The organism is Viscerimonas tarda (genome assembly GCF_054601255.1).
This window is the reverse complement of record NZ_BAAHWV010000004.1, coordinates 29,809-51,659: the sequence shown is the minus strand read 5'-3', so window position 1 is coordinate 51,659 and position 21,851 is coordinate 29,809. Positions and strand designations below refer to the sequence as shown.

Sequence of the window (21,851 nt, the reverse complement as noted above, 5' to 3'; positions counted from 1 at the left end):
TATGAGCTTACAAACAGAAAACAATCAAGAAAACCACGGCAAAAATGAAACAACAAATACAATTGCAAAGTGGGTAACGGGAGGAGTTATTGTTGCAACATTAGCAATAGCAGGTTTAAGTCTTTGGCTGTTAGATACTAAAAAAGAAGCTTTCAACTTTATCGGACAAAGTTTATTACCGCTTTGGGCAACTTGGTTCGGAACGGTTTTGGCATTCTATTTTACAAAAGAGAATTTGGATGCTGCCAATAAATCAACCGAAAAACTGCTGAATAAATTAACCGCAGGCGAACAAAAATTACAAAGTCGCTCCGTGCTTTCGGTAATGAAGCCTGTTAAAGAGATTAAAACGCTATATCTCGATTTACATGGCGAGAATCCTTTGTCCGAAATTATTGAAATGGAGGAGTTTAAACCATTTAATCGTTTTCCTGTTTTCAACAGCGAGAAAGCGAAAAAAATTGATTGCATAGTTCACAGGTTAGTTATGTTAGAATATCTCTACGGATTGCCTGAAACAGACACAGCATCTAAAACACTGAACGATTTTTTGACAGGTAGCAAAGATATTCGGGAAAAACTGAAAGATTCGGCAGGTTTTGTTTCCGAAACAGCCACGTTATTAGATGCCAAAACAGAAATGGAAAGGTTAGAGAATTGTGAAGACGTATTTGTTACCCAAACAGGGAAAAATTCGGAAGAAATTTTAGGATGGATAACCGATAATGATATTTATGAAATTGGTAAAGTTTAATAACATGAAATCAGTAAAAAAATTAGTTTTAGGACTTGCTTTTATAGCAAGCACGTTTGCTGCCAATGCGCAAACCAAAGAGGCGACAATCGAATGGTTGGAAAGCAAATTACCTGAATATGTTTTTGCTCAAAGGTGGTATCCTAATGATATGAAAATCACAGTTACCGAATGTGAGATAGTTATTTCGGGAACACAGAAAGACGAATCTTTTGTTTCTGAATGTCATTATGCGACAAATTTCACGAAAATTGAAAATGGTTATATTTCATACGACTATAACGGTTATCGTGTAATTGAAAAGGGAACCCAAAGAGTAATTGCTGAAAAAAAGAATGGAATTTTTTGCTTAACGGCAAAACCCCATCCGAGATGGCAAAACGCATAGAAAACGCCATACGCCATTTGGCAACCTTTTGCAGTAAATATCAAAAAAGCGAAGATGAGCCGTTTTAATATGATAACAACAGCAATCAAACGCGGTGAAACATTCCGCATTGCTGGCGAGGAACATGTGGTAAAAAAGGGGCTATTTTACTTATAACAAAATATAAAAATCCACTACTAATTCGCATTAGTTACAATTATAGCTAAAAACGTTGTACTTTTGCAGTTGATTGAATTTACATAAACATGATAAGCTGGTTGTTACCTTGTTTGGAATATCTCTGCCGTTGGGCGTTTTTTCCTTGCTCCAAGGCGCATCCGAGGCAAAAAACAGCACTTTTCTGTTGCCGTCCACTCCGCTGAAATCCGGCTTCAAGGGTATGGCCTCTACCGTTCCGTTCCAGTTTTGCAGCCATTCGTGGCAGTAAAGCATATAGGGTTTGCCGTCTTCCAGCCACAAAGCAGCATCGAGAGTAGGCTGATTTGCAGGCAAATAATCGGCATCGCCAAAGGGCTTGTACATTCCGTCCGGCTTATCGCTGACCAGAATGTAGCAGGCGCGCCGGTCGATGGCATTGCCTTTTACGGTATCAATTTTCAGGCTGTTGTTGGTAAATGTGGCAAAATAGTAATATTTGCCCTTGTACTCGTGAATTTCCGCCGCCCAAATGCTCGGACGCTCACCCATTCACGAGTTCGGATTGTGTTGCACCACCCGGAATGGGCCTGTCCAACGCTGCAAATCCTTACTTTTCCACAACATGCCGCCCATACCTGTCATATAATAGGTTTGCGAGTTTTTGTCTGCCAAAACAAAGGGGTCGCTCAGTCGAATAGAATCGAGCGGAACATTTTCGCGTGGCTGGCGATTATGGTTTTGCGAAAACACACAAGTTACTGATAATAAAATGATTAATATTACGAAAGTCCGTTTCATATCTAGTTGAAATTATCGTTACGAATATACAGTCGAAAATCTTTTACGCTGCCGGGGGCGCCACTTTCCATGCGGGGCAGGTATTGAATGGCCGAAACGTTGCAAACACGCCCCAAATCAATCACCAGTTGATGCGGATAGGGCATTCCCTGCATGGTTCCCCAATACGTGCTTTCCTGCAAGTCGAAGGCTTTGTCGGCAGCGCGATTGCCTTTGCTGATGTCTTCGCTGTCGGCAAAGGGAATAGTCCAAGCTTCGCGGGGAATGCGTTCGCCTTTATCGTCCAATAAATACAATTCGGCTATTTGCGCCAATTCGCTCGCTGTCTGCCCATTAAGTACTTCGATGCAAATATAACGTCCGCTAACCGCTTTGTCGAACTTCTTTTCCTGCCAACCGTTTCCTGCGGCAAACGAAGAACTGAAAAATGCTTTTTCGTTTTGCAAATTCAGATTTTGTCCTTCGATGCGATGAATAATCGGCTGTGCATTAAGCAACTTATCCAGTAATGGCTGGGAAAGACCTTCGACCACAGGCCGGTTGGGGCCAATTATATCGAGTACAATAATTTCGTTTTCGCCTTTTTTCAGCCAGGCGCCGGGCAAAAATAAGGTTTGCTGCGGGCCGATGTTCCAGAACCGGCCAAGCGAGCGCCCATTTACCCACACCATTCCTTTGCCCCAATGCTGCATATCTATAAAGGTATCGCCAAGCTTGTTGATGGTGAATTTACCTTGGTAGTAACCAATTGGATTCGGGAGGGTGTTGTTGCGAACCCGACCAGCAAGAGCGAAAGATTTTGCAAACTCGTAATCGGCAGGGAAAAGCCGGGTTTCCCAATTTTTGAGGTTAGCCGTAAATGTCTGTCCGTCAACATCAATACTAAGTTCCACCTTTTCGGTAATGCCTTTGAAATCCTTGATTGCCCGCCCAAAATTTATTCGTCCCATTGCTTCTATCAAAATATCGAGCTTGGCTCCTTTACCAACCGAGGGCAATACGAGGTCTTTTTCGCCCAATCGCCGGTCGAGTTTGCCGATGTATTTTCCGTCAACAAAAATCTGTGCAAAATCGTGCGCTTCGGTCAGCGTGAGGCGGCTTTGTCCCTTAATTTCGGGCAAAACGGTTGAATACAAAATACTTCCCCAGCCCTGATTGAATGTTTCCATTGTTTGAATATCCGCCGTTTTTTGGGCAGCAGGCAGATTTTCGAATAAGGGCGAAACCTGCGTAAGCTCTACTTGCTTGAATGCGCTTACAGGCAGGGCTTTGGGCACGGCGGGAAGTTTTTCGCCCTTGGGCAAAAATTCTTGCATCATGGCGCGAAGTTCGTAGAATTTTGGCGTAGTCCAACCGGCCTCGCTGATGGGTGCATCGTAATCGTAAGAAGTTACGTCCGGCGCAAAGCCCGGAGAATTGGCGCCTGCCCAGTGTCCAAAACTCGTTCCGCCGTGTGTCATATACAGCGAAAATGATATGTTTTTTTGCAGCATTTCGCGCAGGCCAGCAACCATATCGCGGGCATCGCGCGTTTCGTGGCGGGCGCCCCATTTGTCGAACCAGCCACTCCAAAACTCGCTGCACATCAAGGGCGTGTCGGGGCGTAACTGTTTCAGGCGGCGGAATTGGTCGTCAATTTTTGCACCCGTACCAAAATTCATTGTCCAAAGCAGGTCGGGCAGTGCATTTTTCTCAAAATTCGAGTTCCAGTCGCACTGAAAAAGTTGCACACCGGTAAATCCTGCTTCCTTCACCATATCGCGCACAGCTGCAATGTAGGGTTTATTTTCGCCATACGAACCATATTCGTTTTCCACCTGCACCATAATAATATTTCCGCCCTGCGAAAGCTGCAGCGGCGCAAGTTGTTTGCCAACTTCCTGTTCAAAGAGGCGAACACGTTCCATAAAATAAGTATCCTGTTCGCGCAGGCGAATGTCTTTCTTTTTTAGGAGCCACCAGGGCAATCCGCCCATTTCCCATTCGGCGCACACATAAGGTCCGGGGCGCACGATGATGTACACCCCGTGTTTTTGCGCCAAACGGCAAAAAGCAGCCACATCGTTGTTGCCCGTAAAGTCGAATTGTCCTTCCTGCTGCTCGTGTATATTCCAGAATATATAGAGGCAAAGCGTATTCATACCCAATGCTTTACACATTTGAATGCGGTGTTCCCAATACTCAGGTGGGATACGTGGATAATGGATTTCGGCGGCTTTAACAACAAAGGGTTTGTCGTTGAGCAGAAAAGTTTTGTCGCCTATGATAAACGTTTCCGGCTTTTTAGCGTCCTGAGCTAAAGCCCCGCAAGCGCCTGTTAACAAAACGATTGTTATCAGGAGTAATTTTTTCGTTGCACCACCGGTAACAAACCATACTTTTAAATCTTTGAAGTTTTTCATGGAATTTATTTATTTGTAATTATTTACTGTCCGTAATAAGGCGTTTGGGCCATTATCTTTAACACAAAAATATTGCGAAAAGAAGTATGCGTATGGGATGTATAATCGCATTATATAGGACGTTTTATTTCAATTTTGTACAGCGCTTCGTTTTTAAGTTACAAATTTAGCTTTTTGTTTCCTTAAATGCTGCATTTCTGCTACGCTAAATAGCAACATATCAAATAAAAAAGCCTGTAAAACGCTAATTTTACGGGCTTTTTGCTAAGGCAAACGCATGAAAAATTTACTGCCTATGCCTTTCGGTAAAGTTGCTGATATGAGCAGGAGATTCCTCCCTTTGGTACCAATGACGCTCTCCTTTTTGGGAGAGGGGCGTAGGAAGCGGCGGCTTCGCCGCCGCTTCCTACGCCCTTAAACAACTAACAGGCAAGCCATTCCGACCAAAGGGAGGAATCTCATTCGCAATAGTGGTTCTAAAATTTTTCAAGGTTTGCCCTGGGCTTTTTGCTTTCCATCCCAAAGTCATCAAAAAAAAACCAATTCTTAATTTCCGTCCGGTTTTTCTATTTCTGTAAATGGGCTTGGCGGTAATGAGAAATTTTTCTGGTCATCCGGTTTTTGGGGATTGAACGCGCGGACATCCGGACGTAAATGTTGTAAAATATCTTTCAGCTTGTTTTCCTTGATTCCTTCTATCACGCAACGGGCTATTTCGTAGCCTCCGTAAGAATTGAAATGGGTGTTGTCTTTCAATTCTTTTGCTTGTCCGGGATAGGTTCCGGCAGGATAATGAACGAATGCTTTGGTCGATTTTTCTTTTCCCAGCGCCTCGTACAGTATTTTGGTTTTTTGATGAAGGTCTATTAACGGAATATTTTCACCGGCAGCTAATTTACGAACCGCATCGGGATATTCTTCGTGGGTATTAACGATTTTACCGTTTTCGTCAAAATTGCGGCGTTGCGTTGGCGTGAGCAATACGGGATGACATCCTTTATTTCTCGCTTCGGCAATGAAGACTTTCAACTCGTTGGTGAAAGACGTCCATGGCCCTTTTCCTTCGCCTTTTTGTTTCTGGTCGTTATGCCCAAATTCTACTAATATATAATCTCCGGCCTTGGCTTTTGTCAGCAGCTTTTCCAAACGTCCGGCGCCAATAAACGAACTGGCCGATTCGCCCGATTCGGCATAATTGGCAAACGCAACACCTTGCCCGAAAAAGCGAGGAATCATCTGTCCCCAGCCACACCAAGGCTCATTGTCCTGGTCAACAACCGTAGAATTGCCGCAAATGAAAACAGTTACCGAATTTTTGGAAGGTTGAATGCCGATGCTTTGTACGGACGGATTTGTCCCGCTAAATTCCAAAGTCAGCTTGTTGTCCCAGTTCAATTTATTGGCTTCCCTGGCTTTCAGCCTGACATCCTTGGTTGAAGTAATATGCTTGTTGCGAATGTTTACCGTAAAGGATTGGGTGGAATATTCCCCTTTCTTTGTCTTTATTTTTTCAAGAAACAACCGCCTCGATTCTCCCCTGACCGTTGTTTCGGAGGCTTTATCCGAACTGCCAAGTACGAGGGTTACATCGTAATCTCCCTCGGGTAAATCGGTGGAAAAGAAAAATGTGTTTTCATTCTTTTCCAAATCGAAGCCATAGCCTTTTTTCGGCGAATAGATGTCGGAAGGTTTTACCAGAATACCATTGGTCAGGTTTTGAGAGAAAACGTAGGTCTGACTAGCCGGAGATGTGTCTTTCAGTTTATACATCTCGCTGCCGGCCAACAAAAAGCATCCGGCGCCGTAATCCTCAAAATCGGGTATTTTACTGATACTGAGTGGCTGACCGTCTTTCGGTTCTTTACCTGTACCTTGCACCCAGCCCAAAAAACCGTTGGGCTGTACCGACTCCTTCACCAAGCCTGTCCAAGCGTTCAACAAAACAGGCAGATACGTTTCCCTGTCCAGCAAGTTATTGTTGATACCCCAGGCTATGCCGTAAACAAAAAGCGAAGTTCCGGTAGCTTCCTTTCCGCCAAAATTGCCGGGGTCGTGCAGGCTGGAATTCCAGAAACCATCGGTTCGCTGGCAATTTTTCAAGGCCTCCGACATGGCGATAAAATCATCCACATACTCCTTTCGATGCGCTTCGCCGGCAGGAATAGTTTCCAATACCCGCACCAGAGCGGCATATACCCAGCCATTTCCGCGCGACCAATAGCAGTTTTTGCCGTTCGGTTCTTTGTAAGGTGGTACAAAATCGGCATCGCGCCACCACAAACCTTCTTCGGGGTTATATAAACCTTTACCGCCATGATTGTTACGGCTGAACAAGTACATTTGGTACATCTTTTCGTAATAAGCCGTGTTGCCGGTCAGTTCGCCCAGTTTTGCCAACACGGGCATTCCCATCTGAATGGCATCTATCCACGACCAATCGTCTTCCTGTGGCGTATTGACCAGCATATCCATGCAGGCTTTCACGTTTCGGATTTTCTCGGGTTGGGGCGACATCTTATAGAGGTCGATATAGATCTGACCGCAGCAATAGTCATCGGCATTGCGGGTTGTGTTGCCGTTGCGCATCCCCCAATGATGAAACTCGGCCCAGTCAATCATATATTTATAATATTCATCTTTCGGATAAATTTGATGCAGGGCAACCAATCCTTCGTAATACACACCCCTCGTCCATATATTGCTCGGACGAACTTTATTTTTTACATTCGATGGTTGACTACTATCGGGATATTTATCCATAAAGTACTTGTTCACACGAACCATAGTATTTAATATCTCCTGCCTGGCCGGCAAAACTTGCGAATATGCTTGCAGCAAACAGCATCCAACTACAACAAAGGTTAAGACAATTCGTTTCATCTTTTTTTTTATTTGCAAAATAAGCGCAATGATTAATACGAACCGATGCAATTATGTACGATTTAATGGAAAATCATTCATTTGTATGGATTTCTCTCACAAATTTCGCCGCTTTATCGTATATTTGTCCTAAATTTGATACGAACATGAAACACTTCAAGAATATTTCCATATTGTTGACTTTGTATCTTATACTATTTTCGAGTCAGCTTTTAGCCATAGAAAACCTCCACTTCGAAAGGATAAGCGAGCGCGATGGCTTGTCGCAAAATACTGTCAGATGCGCCATTCAGGACAAGACGGGGTTTATGTGGTTTGGCACCATTAACGGCTTGAACCGCTACAACGGCAAAGAATTTAACACCATATTCCCACAATCGACAAATGTTACATCGCTCAGCGATAACCGGATACGAAGTCTGGTTGAAGACGATTACGGTTATATCTGGATTCAGACAGTAGCAAAAACAATCGACTGTTACAATCCAAGAACCGAAAGTTTTGTTGACTATGCCCCCGAAGACAAACAAAAAAATTACACAAAAATACTCAACTGCTCCAATGGCGATATATGGCTTTCGAGGGAAAACGGATGTTGCCGTATTCGGCATTCGGGCGGAAAATTGCAGACTTTATTATTGACAGAGAAGGAGTTAGGCTCTTCTTCAGCTCCATTTCTCCACGAAGATGCTTTCGGGCAGATTTGGATTGGAACAAACGCCGGAGTTTATCGGCTGGATAAAAACGATCGTGTCGTAAAAGTTCTTGACAAATTACGTACACCATGGGTTTTTGAAGTAGATTACAAACTCTATTTTGTTAACAATGACCATATCCTGCCTTTCGATTTAAACACACAAAAATTACTTCCTCCCATCGCCTATCCTTCCGGCACAATTAATCTGATAAATCGGGTGGAGTTATTGAATAACGAAGTTCTCCTCATCGCTTCTAAAACCGGCATGACAGGGTTTAATGTCAAAAAAAAGCGATTCATTTCTTCCAATGAGCTGTTTAACAATGATGTACCGCAAAATGCCAACATATATACCGACAACAAAGGAAATAAATGGGTACATAATTTTTCCGGCAATCTCTGGAGACAGCTTCCTGAGGGTAATTTTCAGAAAATCAATCTGATACCGCCTCAAATTCTGGCTATTATAGATGCCGAACGTTATTCGGTTTATCAGGATACCCGCAATTTTATTTGGATAACAACCTATGGCAACGGCCTTTTCGTGATAGATACAAGCGCCGGACAAATGCATCATTATACCACTCACAATAGCAAATTATCGTCCGATTACCTGTTGTGCATAACCGAAGATAAATCGGGCGAAATATGGATAGGGACAGAGTTTGCCGGTATCAGCAAAATTTCGTTGAGCGACTATCCTGTTCAGGTTTTGTATCCCAACCCAAACGATGTTAACGACAGGGATAATTCCGTCCGCATGATTTATCAGGACACGAAAGGCCGTTTCTGGCTGGGTACGCGGAGCGGCAACCTGCACATCTACGATTCGCTTTTTGTCCGGCAACAGACGCACAAAATAGCCAATGGCCTGCCCTACTGCGCCGGAGAAGACACAAAAGGCAATATATGGATTGGCACACGGGGAGATGGCTTGCTGGTTTACCCACTTTCGGGAAGTAATGCTGTTCGCCAATACCACTTGCAGGATATTTCGAAACAGGATCTTACCAGCGACTATGTTTTTGACTTTACATTCGACTCCAAAAACCGTATCTGGGTGGCATCGTTTGGCGGTGGATTGCATTATGCGGATATTAACGCTCCCGAAGTAAAGTTCCGGAAAATACTCGGGCCAAGCCGGTCAAGAACGATTATGCATGACCATACCGGATGGATATGGTCAGGGTCGGACAATGGAGTGGTGGCTTTTAATCCCGACGAAGTGATACGGGACGAGAGTAAATACCTCCATTTTCAGTTTGATCCGAACAACGGGAAATCAATCAACAACAACGAAGTAAAAGCAATTTACGAAGATAGTCGCGGCCGTATCTGGTTTGGAACTACCGGCGGCGGACTGAACCTTTTGGTACGCGAAAAGCCAATCGAACGCTCCTGGTTTAAACACTACACCTCCGAAAACGGATTGTCGAACGAAGTCATCCAAAGTATTCTGGAAGATAGCGAGGGAAATATCTGGGTCAGCACCGAAGGAGCCATATCCAAATTCGATCCGCAAACCGAACGCTTCGAGAACTTTAGCTTTTCGGAGGAGGAACAAGCACGCATATTCAATACCGAATCCTGCTATCGAACACAGAACGGCAAATTGATGTTTGGCAACTATTCGGGCGTTTACATCTTTCAACCCGAGGAAATAAAATACGATGCCTATACGCCTCCGGTGGTTATCAGCGGCTTGAAAATAAACGGCGCGACCATTCGTCCCGAAGAAGATGATTCGCCGCTCGCCCAAAGCATTACGCAAACAAAATCAATTCGGCTAAAATACAACCAAAATTCGTTCAACATCGAATTTGCCATGTTGAATTTCCAATCGTCCGAATTTAACCAATATACCTATTACATGGAAGGCTACGAAAAAAAATGGAACCCTGTAACACGGTACAATATTGGCACTTACCGGAATATTCCTCCGGGAACCTACCGCTTCAAAGTAAAAGGCAGTAATAGCTTTGGCATTTGGACAGAGGAAGAAACCGTGCTGGAAATTGAGATAATGCCACCTTTCTGGAAATCGGTTTGGGCCTACCTTATTTATACGGTGTTGCTCGCTATGGCTATCTTTTTTGCCATAAAGGTCATGCTGCACATCCATCGCCTGCATACGGCTGTGAAAGTTGAGCAGCAACTGACAGAATACAAACTCCGGTTTTTCACCAATATCTCCCACGAGTTCCGTACGCCGCTAACCATTATACGAGGCGCTATTGATAGCCTGAACGAAACCGGGAATTTACCGGCTCCGGCTATCAAACTAGTCGGGCAGCTCCAAAAGAGTTCATCGCGTTTGCTCCGCCTCATCGACCAGCTGCTCGAATTCAGGAAATTGCAGAATAAAGGCTTGGAACTGGAAGTAGAGCGGACGGAAGTTATTGGCTTTTTTCGCGATATTACGCAAACTTTCAAAGAAGTAACCGATAAGAAAAATATCCGCTTGCTGTTTGTGTCCGACTTGTCGGCGCACGAGCAGTTGTTGGATGTAAACAAATTCGACAAAATCATGTACAACTTATTGTCGAATGCCGTGAAACATACGCCCGGGAATGGTGTTATTCTCGTCAAAGTAATGTTCTCGGCACAGGACGATAAGATGACCTTGAGCGTGGCCGACAGCGGCCCGGGTGTGCCGAAAGATAAGCGCGGTTCGCTTTTCGTCCGTTTCGCACAAATGAGCAATGTGCAGGGCGGAACAGGCATCGGCTTGCACCTCACAGCCGAATTGGCCGCCGTGCATAAAGGAACAGTAGAATATTCCGACTCGGAATTGGGCGGCGCTTGCTTTAGCGTATCCGTCCCTTTATCCAATGCCAATTATTCAAAAAAAGAAATTATAACGCCCCAGGCCTCAATCCAGACAAACGCAGGTATTGATAACGAAGAAACAATAACCGGCAACGAGGAAGCGCTGAATATTGACAGCCGTTTCAGTAATTATAAAATTCTGATTATTGAAGACGAAGATGATGTCCGCGAATTTATAATCAGTCAGTTGGGGCTGCATTTCAATGTCTTCCCAGCCAAAAACGGAACAGAAGGCTTGGAAAAAGCGTCCCTGGAACAACCCGACCTGATTGTCTGCGATGTAATGATGCCGGGCATCAGCGGATTTGAAGTTACCCGGACGCTGAAAGATAATTTTCTGACCAGCCACATCCCTGTCATCCTCCTGACGGCTCATTCGTCCGAAGAACACCGTTTGGAAGGAATACAGACAGGCGCCGATTCGTACATAACCAAACCTTTCAGCACCAAATATCTGTTGCTGCGGATTGTGAAGTTAATAGAACAACGCGAAAAATTGCGCCAGAAATTTGCAGAAGAACCGGGCGTTACCAATCAACTGCTTACATTCACCGATAAGGATAAAGAGCTGCTGGAGAAAGTGAACCGGTTGATTGAGAAAAATATGGGGAACACCGATTTTTCGGTAGTCGATATGTTTACGCAGGCAACCCGTATGAGACGCACCAGTTTCTACGAAAAGCTAAAGGGAATAACCGGCTGCGCCCCGAACGAATACCTCCGAACCATGCGCATGAAAAAAGCGGCGGAACTGTTGGCAACAACCGACCTGAACATCTCCGAAATTTCTTATCAGGTAGGGTTTAACGATTCGCTCTACTTCAGTAAATGTTTCAAAGCCCAGTTTGGGAAAGCGCCCTCCGAATACAGGAAAGGGGGATGAGGGTAAAACAAAAAGAGGGTGAACCTTAGTCCACCCTCCAGATAATAAACATCATTCACTTTATTTAATAAACACCTTTTTAGCCATTACTTTGCCCGATTCGAGCCGGGTTTTAACAATATACAAGCCTCCTTTAGCAGGATAAGCAACCGCCGTTCCCTGCAAATTGTAATACTGAACGCCAATCACCTTGTCGCTGTCCAAAACCGATGGCAACAATGTGGTAGGCCCGCCAACTTCTTCAAATTGGAAAGCGGTATCGAAACGGCCTAAATCGCTGCCATACGACTGGAGAGCAAGGTCGGCATTCCGTTGTCTCAAATAGTTGCTATCCACTTTAATGCCATAGAAGAAATAACCGTCGTCAACAGTAATAATGTTTGCACTGCCTGCCTTTGTTTCGGGCAAACTGATTGTTGCGGGCGCATCGGATAATCCGACTACCGTCAAATACTTGCCTGTGGCCACATTCTGGATGGTATATTGATTGGCAGCTGTTTCAACAATTGTCCATTTATTGGCGGTATCTTCTGCAACATCTGCTGCAAGCATAGATTTCAGCGCAGGCGTTCCGCCGCTCTCATCCACATAGAGTGTTTTTTTGTCGCTGGGCGTATTTGAGTTGCTTTCTCCGTAAGTATAAATCTTGTACTGAATTTCTCCCGGAGCTATGCGGCTGAGTGTTAAAGCGTTTTCTACTGTCGCTTTGGCGGCATCCAAAGCCGTGGTAGTAGTTTCCGCACTCAAGGCGGTATTAGCGTCCGAAATAGCGGCATTCAAGCTTTCCACACCGGCGGCGGCATAGTTCAGGAATTTAGTTCCCACACGCACGTTGGCTGCATTATAAGCAGTTGTTGCGCTTGCAATGCTTGCCTCCAGACCGGTGAAATGCGATATTGCTTCGTTGAATGCAGTCAGCGCATCTTCCAAAGCAGTTTGAGCGGCAGTAATAGCGCCGGTAGAACTTACTGTGGCTTTGGCTCCATTGGCTGTGCCGATGGCCGAAGCTAAAGGCGCTTTGATGGTTGTGAAGAAATCTTGTGCCCGCAGTTCAGCATCGTGTGCTTCCTGAACGGTTGCAATATAAGCTACATAATTATCATAAATCGCCAATGCGGCTGTAAAGGTCAATTCGGCGGTTTTCAAAGTTTCAATTGCAGTCTGTATGGCGGTTGCATCCGTACTGTTGTCATACACGTTTTGAGCAACGCCAATGGCAGTTGTCAATGTGCCGATAACGCTTGTCAGGTAGGGATTTGCATCCGTAACAGCATCGTCCAAAGCCGAAGCTATTGCAATTTCAGAGTTCAATTCGGCCAATAAAGCGGAAGCATTGGCTGTTTTCAAGGTTACCGTTTTTGTTACTTCAATATCGCCAAGTTTAGCTTTCAAGGTAATGGTTGCGTCAGCCGGAACAACACCGGTAGTAATCAGCGTGGCCGAAGCATAATCGGTGGCGCTGCGGGTAAGCGAAACATTCGCTTGTTCGCCGACTGGCAATGTTCCCCAATCCGAAATAGTCCATGCAATATTCGCTTTTGTTCCGGCAGCTACATTCACATCCACGCCCATAGCGGTAGTGAAAGCGGTTACAGAATATGTTTTGCTGACTTCAGTCGCATCCAAAGTCTGCAATTCGGTATCGCCTGCAAGACTTTTGATATTGTCGGCAAGCAATTGGGCGATAGTGGTGTTATCAAGGCCGGCACGTGCATAGCCTTCATTGGACGTTACCTTTAATGTTTTCACGTTAGCTTGTGTAGCGGTAGTTGTTGTGGATAAATCAAAGTTTTCAAATGTTTTAGTATTGTCGCCATGTGTTAAAATGATTTTCAAAATCTTATTCGCTGATAAATCCAGCACAAATTCAACATCTGTCCATTTATCCCTGGTACTCGACAAGCCCACTTCGGCAGCCGTTTTCCCTGTAAAAAAAACGACCGGACTAGAACTGCTATTTATACCTCCAAACTCAAAAACCAATTGGTCATCACTATCATACAAAGCATATTTCGACCCTCTGGTTCCATGATGAAATGAGGTCTTTACATACAATGCACCCGACAAGGACGAAAAGCTTTTGCTGATATTGGTGAAATTACTACCGGTACCCCATGAGGCCGCTGTGGTAAATGCTAAAACCTGATCTATTGCAGTTCCTGTTGTAGCACTACTCCCTATATCCTGAATTTTTGCATTTGCACTCGACCAACCATCATTGTTTTCTCCCCAAGTATAACTTTCAAACGTTTCATTGTTCCACCAAGCCGTACTTGCATCAATGGAAACTTGTGCAACTGCCGCTAATGAAAACAGGCTCAGTAGCATAGTCATCGAAAAGGTGTAGATTTTTTTCATAAATTTTCTCTTTGTTTTAGTAATTGATATATAATTTTTAGTCGAATGACTACCGGATATTGCCCTTTCTTTTCCCGGGACAAGTATCCGGTAGTCATTCTGTGGTTGTTACTTTTTAAATAATTTCTCTACTTTCACGCTGCCGTCTTCATAAATCGTTTTACAAATAACGAATCCTTTAGCGTTTTCATTCAGGACAAGGCCCAGGGTGTTGTAGTATTCCACAGCTTTCACTGTTTTTTGTTCAGACACTGCATCCCTTATACCTGTCGAGCTTTTCAGTTCGATGATACCTTCCGACAAGCGGCTTTGACTCCATTCAAAACCGGCGGCAGGTTGCGGCGTAATCTGTGCAAATGCTCCGCTGATTGTTCCGCTTGTGTTGAAGATTTTGAACGATGCTTCGCTTTGAAGCGAGCCGGTTGTTGGCGTTATCTCCAAATTGCCCAATACGGTTACACTGCCTGCTTTCACCACATCCGACTGTCCGTTGGAGGGATTCACATCTATCGCCAAAACAGCATTGGCCGCCAAGGACAAACTTCCGCCGATAGTGATGGTCGCGCAAGCGTTGTTTTGCAGGAAAAGGTAGCTGTTTGCATATACTGACACATTGCCTGTTACGCTTCCCGTTCCACCAAATCTGGAGCCGGTGCGTACCGTAATGTTATTGGTTCCGGTGGCGCTGCCTGTGGTGTTGGCAATCAACAGCGTTCCGCCGGTTACGTCTGTCAGGCCGGTATAGGTATTCGCGCCGCTCAGGGTCAGCGTACCTGTACCTTCTTTGGTCAGTTTAGAGCCTGTTCCGCTGATAAGGCCGGCATAAGTCAAGACGGAAGCATTATTTCCACCGACAGTCCAGGTTGTATTATCGCCGGATAATTTCGAGCCATCTACGCCGGACAATCCGCCAAGTTTAATAGTTCTTCCCGTCGATAAATGATAAACAGATACGCCGGATGCCAGATTCAGCGTTGCTTTCCCGTAGCCGTAATTGTTGTTGATGCGGAACTCGGAGCCGGTGATATTGAGGTTTCCTTCAAAAGCCGACCAGTCGCCTCTAAATTCAGCGCGAACGTATGGCACATTGATAGTGAGCGCGCCTTTTCCGGTTAATTTATTGGTGAAATTCCAGCGCATGGGCAAATTCCATTTGGCCGATTTACCTTCGGGAACATCAATGGTATTGGTCCATGGGCCAACAGTACTTGTGCTGTTGGCATCCCGCATTTGGAGCGTACCGCCTTCGAGCGTAACAGGAGCATTGCCCAATGCAGTTGTATTGGCCTCGACATTGCTCAACGACAGTGTTCCGCTTTTAACCGTTACATTACTGAAAGAGTTATTGCCCTGCAAGTTCAACACACCGTTGCCTGTAAGTTCGAGCGATATACCGGTTCCGGTTATATTTCCGTTTATTGCTACGCTGTTGTTCGATGCCGGATTGTTGACCGTCAGCTTGCCTACGACCGTCATGTTGCGGTTTGTCACCATTTGCGAAGTGGTTTGCAGGGTAGCATTGCGCATAATCCAATTGCTTGCGTCCGCCGACGAGGCGCCGATAGAACTGGGTAATCCGCCGTCTTTGAGCGAAGATACTTCGAGTACGCCGTCGGCAAAGTCGATACCGCCGGTGAAAGTGTTTTCTTCAGTCAATAGCGACACTTTTCCGGTTCCCGTTTTGTTCAAGCCGCTTGTACCGCTGATAACACCCTGTCCGCTAATGCTGTAGTTGGCATTGTTGGCAAACGTCAGTCCGTTAACCGGCATGGTTTCGTTAATGGTAATGGTTTTGTTTACAGCATTGTCGTTAAATGTTACAACATCGCCGGGTACAAAAACAACATCGGTTGTTTCCTTTACAAAGTTTTCTGTCCGGAAATCCCAAATGGCGCTCTGTCCGCCCTTCCAAACTACGCTGCCTGCCACACGAGGCTCAACAAGTTCCAATTTAATGGCGTTTGCTTCAAAAATCAAATTGTACGGAATGCCTTCCAAGCCTTTTACCGAAAAATTAGCTGCCATAGCATTGCTTGTTCCAGTAAAAGTAATCAACGTCAAGGTTTCCGACTGCGGTGTTGTCAGCGGATTGATAACAAAACTGTGATTGGTACCCGTAACCGTGAAATCGCCTTGAATAACCAGTTGGTCATTCTTTACAGGTTTGGTTTGGTCAATATCAAACGCCAGGTTATTGCGACCGGGTAAGGACAAGTTGCCTACAATGGTTAATGTACCCAAATCGGCTCCATTCCCCGGTTCAATGCGTCCGCCTTCCACATTCAGCCCTGTTTCCAAAACAATACCGCTACTCAATGTAGCATTACCGCCTATTACGCCTCGGGCATCCACCCGCACCGCACCGGCCAATGTGCCGTTTACAAACAAGCGACCTTCCGAAACACGGGTAAGGCCAGTATAATCCTGATTACCGTTCAGGGTAACGTCTCCTTGCAGCGATTTTACCACATCCGCTGCGCCGGTCAGTTTGCCGGTTCCGCCGATGGTATAGTTTTTCCCCTTCGGATTCATCAGCCAAAGTCGTGTTGGCGCGATGTTTTCATTCAGAGCAATGCTGGTGTTGGGGTTTCGTATGTCCAGCATCACGCTTTTGCCGTCGGCGATAGCCGCAGTCAGCGCATTGCTGCTCGTGAGATATACATCGGCAGTTTGTACCGGAGCAACAGGAGGCAAAGGCATATCGGCAGCCATGTAGAAATCCACATCAGCCGTTTGATAGTAACCTCTGGCCGTAGTCTGACCACGATAAGCCGGATTCTGCATCAGGCAATACTGGCGATGAGCGGTTTCGTCCCAAGTGGACAAGATAACAAAACCTTTGCTGTCGGTACGGGCATAGATCAGTTCTTCGCGCCAATCGCCGAGCAAGTCGCCCCAGAATGCGGCGCGTCCGCCATTAGGTGCGGAGAAATAGTAATCTTTCGGCGCCCCGCTCTCCGAAGCCTTGTAAAGATTGACGCTTCGCCCGATGGATTTGGATGAGGCGCTGTAAGCTTCCAGTACCGGATTCTTGTCGCCACCTACGGCATCGGCTTCCCAGCGCGATAAATCGCTGCCCCACCACAAGGCTTCGGCGGGAAAACTGCCTTTTGCGCCGATAATCATATTGCCTTTGCTATCGTACAATTGGTTGCTTTGCATGGTGGAATAGAACTGTAAACCACGGCGTGTTGGGTCGAATGCCGCACAAGTACCCCTGCCTACATCGCCAACCGCCGACATATAAAGTCCTTTAATCATTGTTCCGTTCATGGCATCAAACAATCCCATACCCATAATGTTGGTCTGCTGGATAAAAAACTGTTCCAAGCCCGGTCGGTCGGGGTCGATGTCGGCGAGGCAATGCCTGTCGCCGTGAGATACATTCGGCGCTTGGTACAACAACGAACCATCGTCGTCGATAACATAGCTGATTTCAACAAATTCGTCTTTGCCATCGCCGTCCACATCAGCTACACGCACCTGATGGGCTTCGTATTCCGTATCTTCAGCATAAAAGCGGCAGGCCCATTGTTCTACCAGTTTTCCGCCGATATAACTCCAAGCGCCGTAAGCGCCGGTAAAATGGCCGGATGCTTGCCTGTTTTTGTATTGATAAATTAATGAGGGATGAATCCCGTCCAAATAGGCAATGATAAAATGCCCTGCAACGTGTTTCCACTTATCGGAGCGGGTAGTAGCTATATCGTTGAAGTGAGACAATCCAATGGTGTCAATCAGGTTGCCGGTTTCGCCGCTCACAATAGCTATCCACTGGGGAGCCGAGCCCACCTTGCCGTTGTAGTCGGTTACCGTACCATCGGCTCCCGTAATCACTTGCCCGTTGGGGAAGGTTGTCCCTTCGCTCACCGCTAATAACACTTCGGCTTTCTTATCGCCGTCCATATCGTAAACGGTTACCATATCGTTGTGTCCGTTGGATGTGATGACATTGTAGCCCATCTTGATGCGCCAAAGAAAAGTTCCATCGTCTTTGTAGGCATCAATATGCGATGAAGGCGAACTGCCGTCAATCTCGCCGATTTCGTCTCCTCCATCTTCCGATGCTGTTCCCGAGGGGTGGCGGTCAACAATAAAATCGTATTTTCCGTCTCCGTTTAAATCGCCGGGCCAACAGAATTTCATTTTCATATCGGGATAACCTGCCGGAAAGGGTTCAAAGAGGTAATCGCGCACAATGCGACCTGCGGGCATGTTGGCCGTAAGGCTCCACGAACCTTCTTCGGCGCCTTCCACGCCATTGACAACCGGTTTTACATACACGCGCGATGCAACAGTCAGGCCGGCGCCCGAAACAGTCCATGTGTAGTTGGTTGCTCCGGTTATGGGAGAGCTGTTCAGTTTAACAGGCGTTCCGTATCCTATCTGCCGATAAACGTTGAACGCGATATTTTCGGTGTCGGTGGCAAAATAACGCCACGAAATAAACAATTTGCCGCCACCTTTATTAACAGCCACAACACCCCTGTCGAGATGTTCCATTTGGCGTTGGGCATTCATCGTTTGCAACGACAGCAGCAACAATAAAAGAGTAATGATTTTTCTCATAATTTTTAGACAATTAAAACAAGGCTGCCTCAAAAGTCCTTCAAAAAACCTTTTGAGACAGCCTCCTTTGTTATTTAACGAATACTTTTATCCACACTTGAAGTGTTGTCGGTGTAAACGGTCCGGCGGATAACAATGCCTTTCGCATTATCTTTTACCGGACGACCCAGTAAATCGTAGTACTGAACATGCTTCACTTCTTTGGCTTCGGCAGCTACCTGTCCGACACCATTTTCGAAATGTTTTGTAACCAAGCTTTTCAGTTCGCCTGTTTCGGGGAACCATACAAATTCGGCATCGGGTGTTTCTTCTGTGTTGGCAGTAATATCTACGCCATTCACAAATACCGAAGTAGAGATACCTTCGGGATAGCTAACCATACCGCTTCCGGCTGCAATCAGGTTGATAATGCTACCTGCTGTGGCATCGTTTACCGTCAGGTTGATTGATCCGCGCATGATGGTAACATCCGATTCCGAAGTGATTACATCGTAGTTGCCTGCATCAAAATTATCGACGGTCAATTGCAAATTGGCGTCTATCAAGCCTAAATTATACATGCTTGCAGCTCCTTGCAGAGTACCGCTTACTTGTACATCGCCTGCAAAACCGGTAGATTTAACTTTCAAGGTTCCTTGCGGATTTACAATAACATTGGAGGATTTAATCTCAATAGCGCCGGTTTTCAATGTGGCATCGGCCTCTACTATAATGCCGGTTACCAATTCGTCCACTTTGCCAAGCAATTCCAAGGTTCCCGCTTTCACGCTGATGTCGCCCGGATGGTTGACATGTCCGGTAAGCGTCCATTTGCCGGTACCTATTTTATTCAGATGCAGGGTATTGTCTGTCCTGAATGTATGATTGGTGAGCATGTAAGGACGAATAGCGCCATCAAATACGGCATCGGTATTGAGATTACCCACCGCATAAGTTTGCACACGTCCGCTAACGAAGCCTCCTTCGATAACCGACTTGGCAGTTCCTGTGATTTCGCCGAAAGTAACAACTTCGTTATTGGCTTCATTATAATTGCGCACCAGACGAACGCTGTCGCCCAAATGCATTCTGACTTTTTGCATATTGTTGCTTACGCCCGAAAATCCGGCTATTGTATCGGTATCCAATGCATTAATAACATTGAGCTTAACATTTTCGGGATAGATGGATGCCATATTGCCTGTCCACGAAGAACCATCTTGCTTTCCAACTTTTTTCAAATAGAAATTAACCGTAGAAACATGGGCAATAGTGAAGCCATAATTAGCGTCTTTGATGCTCGTAAGAGCTTCGACATTGAGGGTAGAACCTTCGCCCGCTCCAATAATTTTTTTAGAAAAAGAAGCTCCGGCTTCCAATTTCAACAGGGCATTGTCTATTACCTGCAAGCTGTCGGCCACCTGTGGATGTTTGATATGAATAGCTTCGGTTGTATTTACAATGGCAACGTTGCTGTTTTGTACACCCAGCGTAACAGGTGCATTGATAAGCAACCGGCCTGTTCCGGTCAGTTTACCCGTGCCGGAGAAACTGTATCCACCGGTGGAAATGGTAATGTCATTTGTCCCCAGATCAATCGTGGTGTCAACTACAATATCTTTAGGCGCCAAGGCATCCGAAAATTCGGCATCGTGTCCTTTTTGATAACCCAAATCGCTTGTAGCTCCTGCCTTGAAGTTACCGTCTGTTTCGTTCCATTGCGGGCCTTCGGCTCCTGTCCATATTAATGTGCCTTCAGCGGCTACGCTCTTTTTGAATACAACGGTTAATGAATTGTTTGCAGGACTTACAAGCATACTTTCGCCATCGTCGCCTTTATCTATATTGGCATTGCTTGTAGCTGTTTTGTCGTAGGCATAATAGAAACCGCCATCGGCAAAAGAGATTTTATCGGCATCCTGCAAGCGAAACAGCTCGTTGTTTTGTTGACTTTCGGCTACTCTCGGCGCTTTTGCCGTATTTCCGTCCTGATCTTTATAATAAATGGTAACATCTGTTGTTCCCACCGATTCTTTCAGATAATATATTTCCAGATTATCGAATGTAGCATTGAGGTTTGCATCGCTACCATTACCGGCGGCAGAGGGTTTTGTATTGAAACTCGAAATAATAGAAATATCACTCACAATCCGTTGATCTCTTGCTACAATAGTTGTGTCTTCTCCAACAGTAGATGGAGCAAGGAAAGGCATATTCAGAATAGTTTGCGTGTTTTCGGCATTGTCGCTTCCTGTAATCGACAGGCTTTCGATTGTTTGAGTAGCAAAATTCAGTTTGGCTACAATATGATAGGCTATACTGTCGACATAAGCAACATTTGTCTTCGTCGAAGCATTCCATGCTGTTACTTTTTCTGCCGAGTGAATAAATTCTTCCGTGCCTTCTGTCCGTCCTACTCTTCGGAAAGAGGCATTGCTTCCCGGTCTGAGAACGGGTCCGATTTTTCCATTATGTGCTTTTGTAAGCAAATCGTTCTTGTTCGTTTCATCCTCATCCCAATAGAGAGGGTCGTCTTCATACCCTTCCGGATCCAAATTCCAGTAATGCAGATAGCCGTCTCCAAACGAATAGAGTCCCAAAATACCGGCTAAATACCAATTGGCCCCAGAGGGGTTTTGGCTGCCCGCCCCCGAAATCACCATTCCGACCAGATTTTTCGGGCCTTGGGTCGCCTTGTTCACTTTCCAGTCAAATTCAATAAACCATGTATCGGATGTTCCGATTTCGGTATTGCTTTGCGGAGACGGGAACATAATATCAACACCACGGAGACCGCTTCCGCCTCCCGAAGTTACCAATTCGCCCGATTTTATGCTCCTGCCACCGCCTCTTGTAAAGAGACCGGCGGTACCGGTTTGAGCCGACCATCCATTGGGAAGAGCCGTTTCTTCCAAGGCATTAAAATTTTCGTTGATGTGATGTACCTTGTAGTACGACTGGGCATTTAATCCATGCCAACTACCTGCCGCTATCACTAATGCGGTCAGAAATAAATAGTAAGTCAATTTTTTCATGATATGAATAATTAAATAATAAATTGAATATTTAGTTTTTGCAAAGTAAAGCTCTATTCATTCGTGCGGGAAGATACAATCATCCGAAAATATGGAGATTTGTCCGATTTTTTCCATAACTCGCCAAGGCAAACGCATGAA

General features: G+C 45.5%; 8 protein-coding genes and 1 pseudogene. 3 read left to right on the top strand and 6 right to left on the bottom strand.

The features are described from left to right. Position 1 precedes the first annotated feature (1 nt). Positions 2 to 754: a CBS domain-containing protein gene (locus ACYPWY_RS02550; protein WP_459683862.1), complete on the top strand. Its 753-nt coding sequence runs from the start codon at positions 2 to 4 to the stop codon at positions 752 to 754. Between the two features lie 4 nt (positions 755 to 758). Beyond that, positions 759 to 1,142, top strand: coding sequence for a hypothetical protein (locus ACYPWY_RS02545; RefSeq protein WP_459683861.1), 384 nt, complete (start codon positions 759 to 761; stop codon positions 1,140 to 1,142). 258 nt (positions 1,143 to 1,400) lie between these two features. Here the strand turns inward: ACYPWY_RS02545 and ACYPWY_RS02540 are convergent. The 3 genes and pseudogenes from ACYPWY_RS02540 to ACYPWY_RS02530 all read right to left on the bottom strand — a co-directional run. Beyond that, positions 1,401 to 2,078 (bottom strand): annotated as a pseudogene (locus ACYPWY_RS02540) (family 43 glycosylhydrolase); the annotation flags it as partial. Positions 2,079 to 2,080: 2 nt separating this feature from the next. Further along, complete coding sequence (locus ACYPWY_RS02535) at positions 2,081 to 4,480, bottom strand: beta-galactosidase (protein ID WP_459683860.1); 2,400 nt, start codon at positions 4,478 to 4,480, stop codon at positions 2,081 to 2,083. A gap of 546 nt (positions 4,481 to 5,026) precedes the next feature. Continuing rightward, positions 5,027 to 7,264, bottom strand: coding sequence for a glycoside hydrolase family 88 protein (locus ACYPWY_RS02530; RefSeq protein ID WP_459683960.1), 2,238 nt, complete (start codon positions 7,262 to 7,264; stop codon positions 5,027 to 5,029). Between the two features lie 242 nt (positions 7,265 to 7,506). Here ACYPWY_RS02530 and ACYPWY_RS02525 point away from each other — a divergent pair, with 242 nt between their 5' ends. Next, a complete protein-coding gene (locus tag ACYPWY_RS02525; RefSeq protein ID WP_459683859.1) occupies positions 7,507 to 11,769 on the top strand; it encodes a hybrid sensor histidine kinase/response regulator in 4,263 nt (1,420 codons plus the stop codon). 60 nt (positions 11,770 to 11,829) lie between these two features. On the opposite strand, the gene ACYPWY_RS02520 is transcribed toward ACYPWY_RS02525, so the two are convergent. From ACYPWY_RS02520 to ACYPWY_RS02510, 3 genes are all read right to left on the bottom strand, one after another. Then, a complete protein-coding gene (locus tag ACYPWY_RS02520) occupies positions 11,830 to 14,127 on the bottom strand; it encodes an RICIN domain-containing protein (protein WP_459683858.1) in 2,298 nt (765 codons plus the stop codon). A gap of 108 nt (positions 14,128 to 14,235) precedes the next feature. Next, on the bottom strand, positions 14,236 to 18,696 hold the full coding sequence (locus ACYPWY_RS02515) for a rhamnogalacturonan lyase family protein (protein ID WP_459683857.1): 4,461 nt from the start codon (positions 18,694 to 18,696) through the stop codon (positions 14,236 to 14,238). 74 nt (positions 18,697 to 18,770) lie between these two features. Continuing rightward, on the bottom strand, positions 18,771 to 21,710 hold the full coding sequence (locus ACYPWY_RS02510; protein WP_459683856.1) for a hypothetical protein: 2,940 nt from the start codon (positions 21,708 to 21,710) through the stop codon (positions 18,771 to 18,773). Positions 21,711 to 21,851: the final 141 nt, after the last annotated feature.

Excerpts from the sequence above, each read along its gene's own strand:
- ACYPWY_RS02550 (WP_459683862.1), top strand. The coding sequence starts at position 2 with ATGAGCTTACAAACAGAAAACAATCAAGAAAACCACGGCAAAAATGAA.
- ACYPWY_RS02545 (WP_459683861.1), top strand. The coding sequence starts at position 759 with ATGAAATCAGTAAAAAAATTAGTTTTAGGACTTGCTTTTATAGCAAGC.
- ACYPWY_RS02535 (WP_459683860.1), bottom strand. The coding sequence starts at position 4,480 with ATGAAAAACTTCAAAGATTTAAAAGTATGGTTTGTTACCGGTGGTGCA.
- ACYPWY_RS02530 (WP_459683960.1), bottom strand. The coding sequence starts at position 7,264 with ATGGTTCGTGTGAACAAGTACTTTATGGATAAATATCCCGATAGTAGT.
- ACYPWY_RS02525 (WP_459683859.1), top strand. The coding sequence starts at position 7,507 with ATGAAACACTTCAAGAATATTTCCATATTGTTGACTTTGTATCTTATA.
- ACYPWY_RS02520 (WP_459683858.1), bottom strand. The coding sequence starts at position 14,127 with ATGAAAAAAATCTACACCTTTTCGATGACTATGCTACTGAGCCTGTTT.
- ACYPWY_RS02515 (WP_459683857.1), bottom strand. The coding sequence starts at position 18,696 with ATGAGAAAAATCATTACTCTTTTATTGTTGCTGCTGTCGTTGCAAACG.
- ACYPWY_RS02510 (WP_459683856.1), bottom strand. The coding sequence starts at position 21,710 with ATGAAAAAATTGACTTACTATTTATTTCTGACCGCATTAGTGATAGCG.